Source organism: Petrachloros mirabilis (assembly GCF_975968855.1).
Genome location: NZ_CDLUDY010000268.1, coordinates 1 through 7,700, shown reverse-complemented (window position 1 = coordinate 7,700; position 7,700 = coordinate 1). Strand labels below are relative to the sequence as shown.

Here is a 7,700-nt window from a genome sequence, read left to right as displayed (position 1 = left end):
CCAGCCGCCTCCATCACCTTGGCATTTTTCGTTTGATGGTCATAAATTGCCGTCGGTAACGGGATGAGAATCGCCGGCTTCCCACACGCCGTCAGTTCGGCAACGGTCATCGCTCCGGCCCTCGCGATCACCAGATCCGCTTCGTTGATTGCCGAAGGCATGTCGTACAAGAAGGGTGTCACTGTCGCTGTGACGCCGGCTTGTCTATACGCCTCCGTTACCCGAGCGTAGTCCGCTTCTCCCGTTTGATGCGTGACCGAGAACTGTGGATGCTGTTTCAACACCGGCGGTAATCCCTCAATCACTGCGCTATTGATGGCCCTGGCCCCCTGGCTCCCACCGAAGATCAAGAGATGCCGGCGGCCTGGCTTCTTCGAAATCCCAGACTCTTGCGCGAGACGTTCTAAAAACGCTCTGCGGATCGGCGTCCCGACAACCCGAACCTTCGCCCGATCAAACGATGCCGCTGCCGATTCAAACGCAAGGAACACACGCTGCACGAATGGACCGACCGCCTTGTTGGCTAACCCCGGATTCGCGTTGGGTTCCAAAATCACGCGAGGTACTCCAGCCAACGCTGCCGCCAGGACCATCATCGGACTGGTATAGCCTCCGACTCCGATAACCAACTTCGCCCCTCGACGCCGAACAATCCTCCAACATTGCAACAGACTGACCGGCATGGCACCGAGCCCCCTCACCAAACCCAACAGCCCTGTCCCCATCACCGGCTTGGCACCAATCAAAGCTAATTCGAAGCCCTCGTGAGCCAATACCTTCGATTCGAGGCCGCGTGACGTCCCGACGAATAGGACGTTTGTCGTCGGGTCGCGCCGGAGAAATTCGCGAGCCAACGCTACAGCCGGATAGAGGTGACCGCCCGTTCCACCCGCTGCAATGACGATGGTCATCAATGATCCGACTCACCACGCGCGCCTTTTGATCCTCCGGCCTGCCGATCCCTGGAAATGCTGAGCAACATCCCCACGCCGACGAAGCTGACGACAAGGGATGAACCCCCGTAGCTCACGAACGGCAACGTCAGTCCTTTCGTCGGCAGTAGTCCCGTCACGACGGCAGCGTTTACCAATGCCTGAAGGCCGATCAGGAGGGTAATCCCCATACCGAGATGTTTTCCGAATGGCACCCGCGCACGCGCTGCGATCTGGAATCCCCGCCAAACAAAGACGACAAACAGGAGAATGACCGTGGCAGTCCCTGCAAGTCCCAGCTCTTCTCCGACTAAGGCCAAGACAAAATCCGTGTGAGCCTCCGGAAGGAAGTAAAGCTTCTGCTTGCCCTCTCCCAACCCCACACCGAACGGACCGCCGCTGCCGAAGGCTAAGAACGACTGTGTGATTTGGAATCCGGCATCCGACGGGTCTTTCCAGGGAGCCAAAAAGGTCATCAACCGCTGACGACGATAACTTGAACTCAAGACCGCAAACGCGACCAGCGGCACAGCGCAGAGCCCCAAACTCATGAGATGCGAAATCTTGGCGCCGCCGAGAAAGAGCATGCCAACGGCAACCAGCCCCATCACCACTACCGTCCCGAGATCCGGTTCGAGCAGCACCAGCCCGCTGAGGATTCCGATCACGATCAATACCGGCACGAGCCCACTGCGAAAGAGCGTGAGTTTCTCGGCCTTCTTGGTCAGATAAGCAGCCACATAAATCACCGCCACCAACTTGACCATCTCGGATGGCTGTATTGAAATAGGCCCTAAGCGCAACCACCGCCTGGCACCCTTGGCGGCAATGCCCAGAGACGGCGCTAAAACTAGAACCAAGAGCATGATCGTACACAGCAGAATAGGAATAGTGAGCTTCTTCCACAGTTGGTAGTCGATACGCGACGTCAGATGCATCAGCAGGAAGCCGAATCCCAACCACGCGATCTGTCGCTTGAGAAAGAACTGCGGATCCTGAAACCGATTGCCAGCCACAACTGCGCTCGCGCTGAAGACCATCACCAGGCCGACCAAAGCGAGCGTAAGTGTCACGAACAGAAGTGTGTGATCCGTCGGCACGCATTGTTTGCGCTGCCGTTGACCGGGCGTCGGCCAAGGCAACGACAGGGTTCCTGCTGATCGAGAGGCCATCGCCTAGATCCACTCCTCTTCGCCTTCGCACGTTACTCCGTTAGATCGGCAACTGCTGCTTTGAATTGCCGCCCGCGGTCCTGATAGTCGTGAAACATGTCGAAGCTGGCGCAAGCCGGCGACATCAAGACGACCTCACCGGAAGAGGCCCCGCGGGCTGCAAGTTCGACGGCTTCACGCATGGAAGTGGTTTCACTTATCGCCGCCGCTCCGGCCCAGGCCCTCTTGAGAATCGGCGCGGCCTCTCCAATCAAGATGACCTGTTTGACCCTCTGGCGTACGGCTTCAGTGAGCCTGGAAAAATCCCCGCCCTTGTCACGCCCGCCGGCAATCAGCCATATTGGCTGATCGATTCCTTCCAACGCCTTCAACGTCGCATCTACATTGGTACCCTTTGAGTCGTTTACAAAGCGGACACCGCGACGCTCCCTGACCAATTCCAATGCATGTTCGAGTCCGGGGAAGGTCGACACAACGCGGCGAATCACCTCTGCAGGACAACCCCAAAGAGCCGCATAAGTGGCTGCGGCCATCACGTTATCGATATTATGGTGCCCCAACATGCGGATCTCGCTTCGACGACAGATCTCCTGTTTCGCACCGGTCACCGTCGTCACAATCCTGTCTCCGTCAAGAAAAGTGCCTCCATCCATTTCCGATCCGATCGTTCGCGTTCGGCTGAACCCAAGACGTTTCGCGCAGACACTATGTTGCAGTTCCGCCACTCGGGAGTCGTCAAGATTGAACAAGGCATAATCCCCAGCCGTCTGGTTTTCGAAGATGCGCCGCTTGGCCGCCACATATTCATCGATCGAGTCATATCGATCCTGGTGGTCGACCGTGACGTTGAGGATCGAAGCGATCCACGGATGAAATCGATCGATCGTTTCCAGCTGAAAACTCGACACTTCCACCACGAAATATTCGAATGGACAGGGCGCGCCCTGTTTTTGGGCTCGGAGGGTTGTCCAGGCAGCTTCGCTCAGCGCCGTACCGAGATTGCCCCCCACGAACGCGCGCTTGCCCTGTTCAGCCAGCATCTTCCCAATCATTGTCACTGTCGTACTCTTTCCGTTTGTTCCGGTCACGGCTAACATCGGCGCCGTCACGAACTGGGAAGCCAACTCCAGTTCACTGATCACCTTCACACCGCGGCGCCGGACCCGTTCAAGCGCCTCCATCCGATAGGGAACGCCAGGGCTGATGACCACGAGATCGGCTCGATCAAGGGACGTCTCGTAGCTCAAGCCGACATTGACTTGCACTTGCGTCCGATCGATCTTGTTCAGCATTGTCGTCAATTCCTCGGCTTCCTTCCGATCTGCAACCGTGACATGCGCGCCGGCCTCTTGCAGCAAATGACATGCCGCAACGCCGCTTCGTGCGAGCCCAAGCACCGTCACCGCCACACCAGTCAATTCCACCCTATCGACTCCCGTCGCGCCCGTCATCGCAACTTCAACGTGCTCAAGCTCAGGAGTGCCAACAAAATGGCGATGATCCAGAGACGCACGACGACCTTCGGTTCCTCCCAGCCTTTCATCTCGAAGTGATGGTGGATCGGCGCCATCAGGAATATCCGCTTCCCACGCGACTTGAATGAGACGACCTGGAAGATCACCGAAATGGCTTCGATCACGAACACTCCCCCGACAAGAAGAAGGAGCAGCTCATGTTTGCTGATCACCGCAACCGTGCCGAGCGCCGCACCGAGCGGCAACGATCCGACATCTCCCATAAAGACGGTCGCCGGGTAGGTGTTGAACCAGAGAAACCCCAGACTCGACCCCAATATTGCTGCGGTAAAAATCGCGATCTCTCCCGCGCCTTCGATGTGGGGGATCAACAAGTAATCGGACATGATGCGATGGCCGGCCACATAGGCGACGATGGTATAGGCCAATGCCGCGATCATGACCGGACCGATTGCAAGTCCGTCGAGTCCATCCGTCAAATTTACGGCATTAGAACTGCCTACGATAACGAGGACGATGAACACGACATAAAACCAGCCGAGGTCCGGCATGACATTCTTGAAAAACGGCACATTGAGTATTGTTGAATAACTGGGCATGAGATAAAGGACGACCGCGATCGCCAGTGCCAAACCGACCTGCGCCGCAAATTTTTGTGCCGCGGATAAGCCTTTGGACTGCGCTTTGATGAATTTCAGATAATCGTCCGTAAATCCAATAGCCCCAAATCCCAGAGTCGCCAGCATCACGAGCCAGACGTAAGGTTTAGTAATGTCCGCCCACAGAATCGTCGAAAGAATCACTGCAAAGATAATGAGCATCCCCCCCATCGTCGGGGTTCCGCTCTTCGCCAAATGACGCTTGGGACCGTCATCCCGGATTTGCTGCCCGAGCTTGATTTCCTGGAGCTTCCGGATCAACCACGGCGCCAATACAAAGGCAATGAGAAAGGCCGTCACCGCCGCGTAGATGATTCGGAAACTGAGGTACCGGAAGACGTTGAGGAACCCGTATTCAGTATGTAACGGATAGAGCCAGATATAGAGCATGCACTCCTTCCGAGCCGACTGCGCCCGTCCCGCTACGACGCCTGCTTGATGACCGCTCTCATGCCGGTCAAGACCCGCACAATTTGTTCCATCTTCATGCCTCGAGAGGCCTTCACGAGTACCACATCACCCTGCCGAACCGTCTTGCGCAACCAGTCGGCGGCAGCCGAAGCATCGGGCAACTCCACGATTGACGAATCCAACATACCGCTTCGCCTGGCTCCTTCCGCAATCTCACGCCCCAACGATCCGCACGTAACAAGGCGCGAAAGGTTCAAGGTCGCAAGGAAGTGGCCTACCTCGCGGTGTAGTTGCTGCGTGTCACGGCCCAGCTCCAGCATGTCGCCCAGCACCGCCACCCGCTCCCGCGAAGGAGTCCACTCTGCCAGCACTTGAAGCGCAGCTTTCATCGACGCAGGATTGGCGTTGTAACAGTCGTTGAGGATTTGCACTCCGTGGTGCGCAACGATTTGTGACCGCATGGCTGCTGGGCGGAATCTTGCCAACCCCTGTGCAACAGTGGCGCCGGGAAGACTCAAGGCAAAACCTACAGCGGCGGCAGCCAGCGCGTTGGTGACATTGTGCAACCCGTGCACCTTAATCGACACTGGGGTATGCCGGCTCTTGCCTGGCAGGAACAGGCGGAAACTGGTTCCTCTCTTCGCATCGGAATGCACGTCAGCGGCACGAACGTCGGCGCGATCACATAAACCGAATGACACGACACGGCATTGCGCTCTGGATGCGAGGTAGTCGAAATATGGATCATCGGCGTTCAGGATTGCAGCACCGTCGGCCGGCAGGAGATCGAGCAACTCGGCCTTGGCCTGAGCCGATCCTTCCATGCTGCCAAAAAACTCCAGATGATCCGGACCAATGTTCGTGATGACGCCGATCGTCGGCCGGACGATCTCACACAGCCGCGTCGTCTGCCCCTGTTGGTCGACACCCATTTCTATGACGGCTGCCTCATAGCGGGCGGTCAATCGAAAGAGTGTATGGGGAACACCGATACGGTTATTTAAATTCCCTTCAGTTTTTAATGTGCGCCAGCGCTGCCCTAGCACGCTCGCCACCATCTCCTTGGTCGTCGTCTTGCCATTGCTTCCGGTGACGGCGACAACCGGAATGTCGAAGCGGCTCCGGTGATGCGTGGCAAGCTGTTGATAGGCGAAAAGAGGGTCGCGAACGCCGAAGAGAAAAGGCTCAGTGCGCTCTCCTGTCAAGGCTCTCGCACCCTTACCTTGCGGCAAGCGATATTCGTCATGCACGATGGCACCGGCTGCACCCTGCGCGAGCACCGTCGGAACGAAATCGTGGCCATCGAACCGTTCTCCCTGGAGCGCGACGAAGAGATCGCCTTTTCTGATCGAACGCGAATCGGTGCTGATGTGCCTGAACCGCCGTTTCGCCGAGGGCGAAGGATCACCCGCCAAGACTTTGACACTGATAACTTCACGCAATTCCTCAACTGTAAAAAGCGCCATCGATGCCTCTCGCTGTTCCACTTTTGGCGCGAATTGCCCAGTCACGCGCAATTCCTCAACTTCTGGATCGCTTCACGCGCTATTTCGCGATCGTCGAAATGTATCTTCTTTGTGCCGATGATCTGATAATCCTCGTGGCCTTTGCCGGCAATCAGTACGATGTCTCCTTTTCTTGCCAACTGTACAGCTATACCGATCGCTTCCCGACGATCAGGCACAAGCTGGTATTCAACGTGACTCCGTTGATGCAGGGCCTCGCGCACGCCGACCTCGACTTCTCGGAGAATCGCCATCGGATCTTCGGTTCGAGGATTGTCGGAGGTAAGAACGACGACGTCGCTGAAGAGGACGGCGGCCCGTCCCATTTTTGGACGCTTGCCCCTGTCACGATCACCTCCACAACCAAACACCGTGATGATGCGCTGCGCCTTAATCGCCTGGGCCGCAGTGAGCAAGCGCACCAACGCATCCTCCGTATGCGCATAGTCCACGACAACCATGAAATCCTGCCCGGCTGCCACTGATTCGAAACGCCCCGGCACATTGCTCACTCGCGACACGGACTCTCGAATCTGATCACACGTCGCCCCGGCATGGAGTGCGACACCGATCGCCCCCAATAAATTATAGACATTGTGTTCGCCCACCAAACGGCTTTCGACGCCAAAAGTCCCGGCAGGAGTGGCTGCAGTGAAAGTCGTTCCGCTCATGGTTAAACGAACCTGCTCCGCCTTCAAATCCGCACGGCTGTTGACCGCATAGCCCCAGACCGGAACTGAACAAGCCTGGACGATCTGATTCCCTTTAGGATCATCCATATTGATGATTGCCCGCTGACCACGCTTTTCCCCGCGACCGAGCCCCGTAAAAAGACGAAGCTTTGCCTGAAAGTACTGTTCCATCGTCTGGTGGTAGTCGAGATGGTCCTGCGTCAAGTTCGTAAATACCGCGGCATCGAACTCGCACCCAGCTGTACGATCCATCGCCAGAGCATGGGACGACACTTCCATCACGACACTGGTCAAACCTGTTTGAATCATTCTGGCCAGCAATCCTTGCAACTCCAACGCTCCCGGCGTCGTGTGAGATGCGGGGAGCATTTCCGATCCAATCTGATAGGCCACGGTTCCGATCAGTCCGACTTTCTTGCCGAGACCTTCAAGCAACGCCTTACACAGATACGTCGTGGTTGTTTTTCCGTTCGTGCCGGTCACACCGACCATGGCGAGATGCGACGAGGGATCGCCGTAGAAACGACCGCCGATCAGCCCCAATGCCTTTCGCGAATCAGCCACCAGAACCAGGGGAATGGAGCCAGTCTCTACAGACTCCTGGGCCATCACTGCGACAGCTCCGGCCTTTATCGCCTGCGGCACAAACTGATGGCCGTCTACGTGCTCCCCTTTGACGGCGACAAAAAGACTGCCCGGCATTACCGCACGAGAATCATCCGCGATCGCCGTTACCATGCGATCCATGGAGCCGCGCTGCTCAACTACATTGACCTGTCCGTTGAGGGCCGGAATCAGTTGCGCGACCGTAGGAGCCCGCTCTTTCATGCCCGCACTTACTCTCGTCCAACCAT

6 protein-coding genes are annotated in these 7,700 nt (G+C 57.0%); all 6 read right to left on the bottom strand.

Features of this window, described 5'->3' with window-relative positions; translation table 11 throughout:
* A partial coding sequence (locus ACWVCN_RS11490) for a UDP-N-acetylglucosamine--N-acetylmuramyl-(pentapeptide) pyrophosphoryl-undecaprenol N-acetylglucosamine transferase (RefSeq protein WP_455245873.1) occupies nucleotides 1-911 on the bottom strand: 911 nt, incomplete at its 3' end.
* Nucleotides 911-2,104 carry a putative lipid II flippase FtsW gene (gene ftsW / locus ACWVCN_RS11485; RefSeq protein WP_455245872.1) on the bottom strand — a complete coding sequence of 398 codons (1,194 nt, stop codon included), beginning with the start codon at nucleotides 2,102-2,104 and terminating at the stop codon, nucleotides 911-913. The genes ftsW and ACWVCN_RS11490, both read right to left, overlap by 1 nt.
* 32 nt (nucleotides 2,105-2,136) lie before the next feature.
* Nucleotides 2,137-3,555, bottom strand: a complete 1,419-nt coding sequence (gene murD / locus ACWVCN_RS11480) for a UDP-N-acetylmuramoyl-L-alanine--D-glutamate ligase (RefSeq protein ID WP_455245871.1) — start codon at nucleotides 3,553-3,555, stop codon at nucleotides 2,137-2,139.
* Nucleotides 3,552-4,628, bottom strand: coding sequence for a phospho-N-acetylmuramoyl-pentapeptide-transferase (gene mraY / locus ACWVCN_RS11475; RefSeq protein WP_455245869.1), 1,077 nt, complete (start codon nucleotides 4,626-4,628; stop codon nucleotides 3,552-3,554). Before mraY ends, murD begins: the two co-directional genes overlap by 4 nt.
* Nucleotides 4,629-4,660: 32 nt before the next feature.
* Nucleotides 4,661-6,160 carry a UDP-N-acetylmuramoyl-tripeptide--D-alanyl-D-alanine ligase gene (locus ACWVCN_RS11470; RefSeq protein WP_455245868.1) on the bottom strand — a complete coding sequence of 500 codons (1,500 nt, stop codon included), beginning with the start codon at nucleotides 6,158-6,160 and terminating at the stop codon, nucleotides 4,661-4,663.
* Nucleotides 6,157-7,700, bottom strand: a 1,544-nt coding sequence (locus tag ACWVCN_RS11465) for a UDP-N-acetylmuramoyl-L-alanyl-D-glutamate--2,6-diaminopimelate ligase (RefSeq protein WP_455245866.1), incomplete at its 5' end; no start/stop codon positions are given. The genes ACWVCN_RS11465 and ACWVCN_RS11470, both read right to left, overlap by 4 nt.

What these genes read in the sequence shown, in the direction of transcription:
- mraY (WP_455245869.1), bottom strand. Translation starts at nt 4,628, where the DNA reads ATGCTCTATATCTGGCTCTATCCGTTACATACTGAATACGGGTTCCTC.
- murD (WP_455245871.1), bottom strand. Translation starts at nt 3,555, where the DNA reads ATGACGGGCGCGACGGGAGTCGATAGGGTGGAATTGACTGGTGTGGCG.
- ftsW (WP_455245872.1), bottom strand. Translation starts at nt 2,104, where the DNA reads ATGGCCTCTCGATCAGCAGGAACCCTGTCGTTGCCTTGGCCGACGCCC.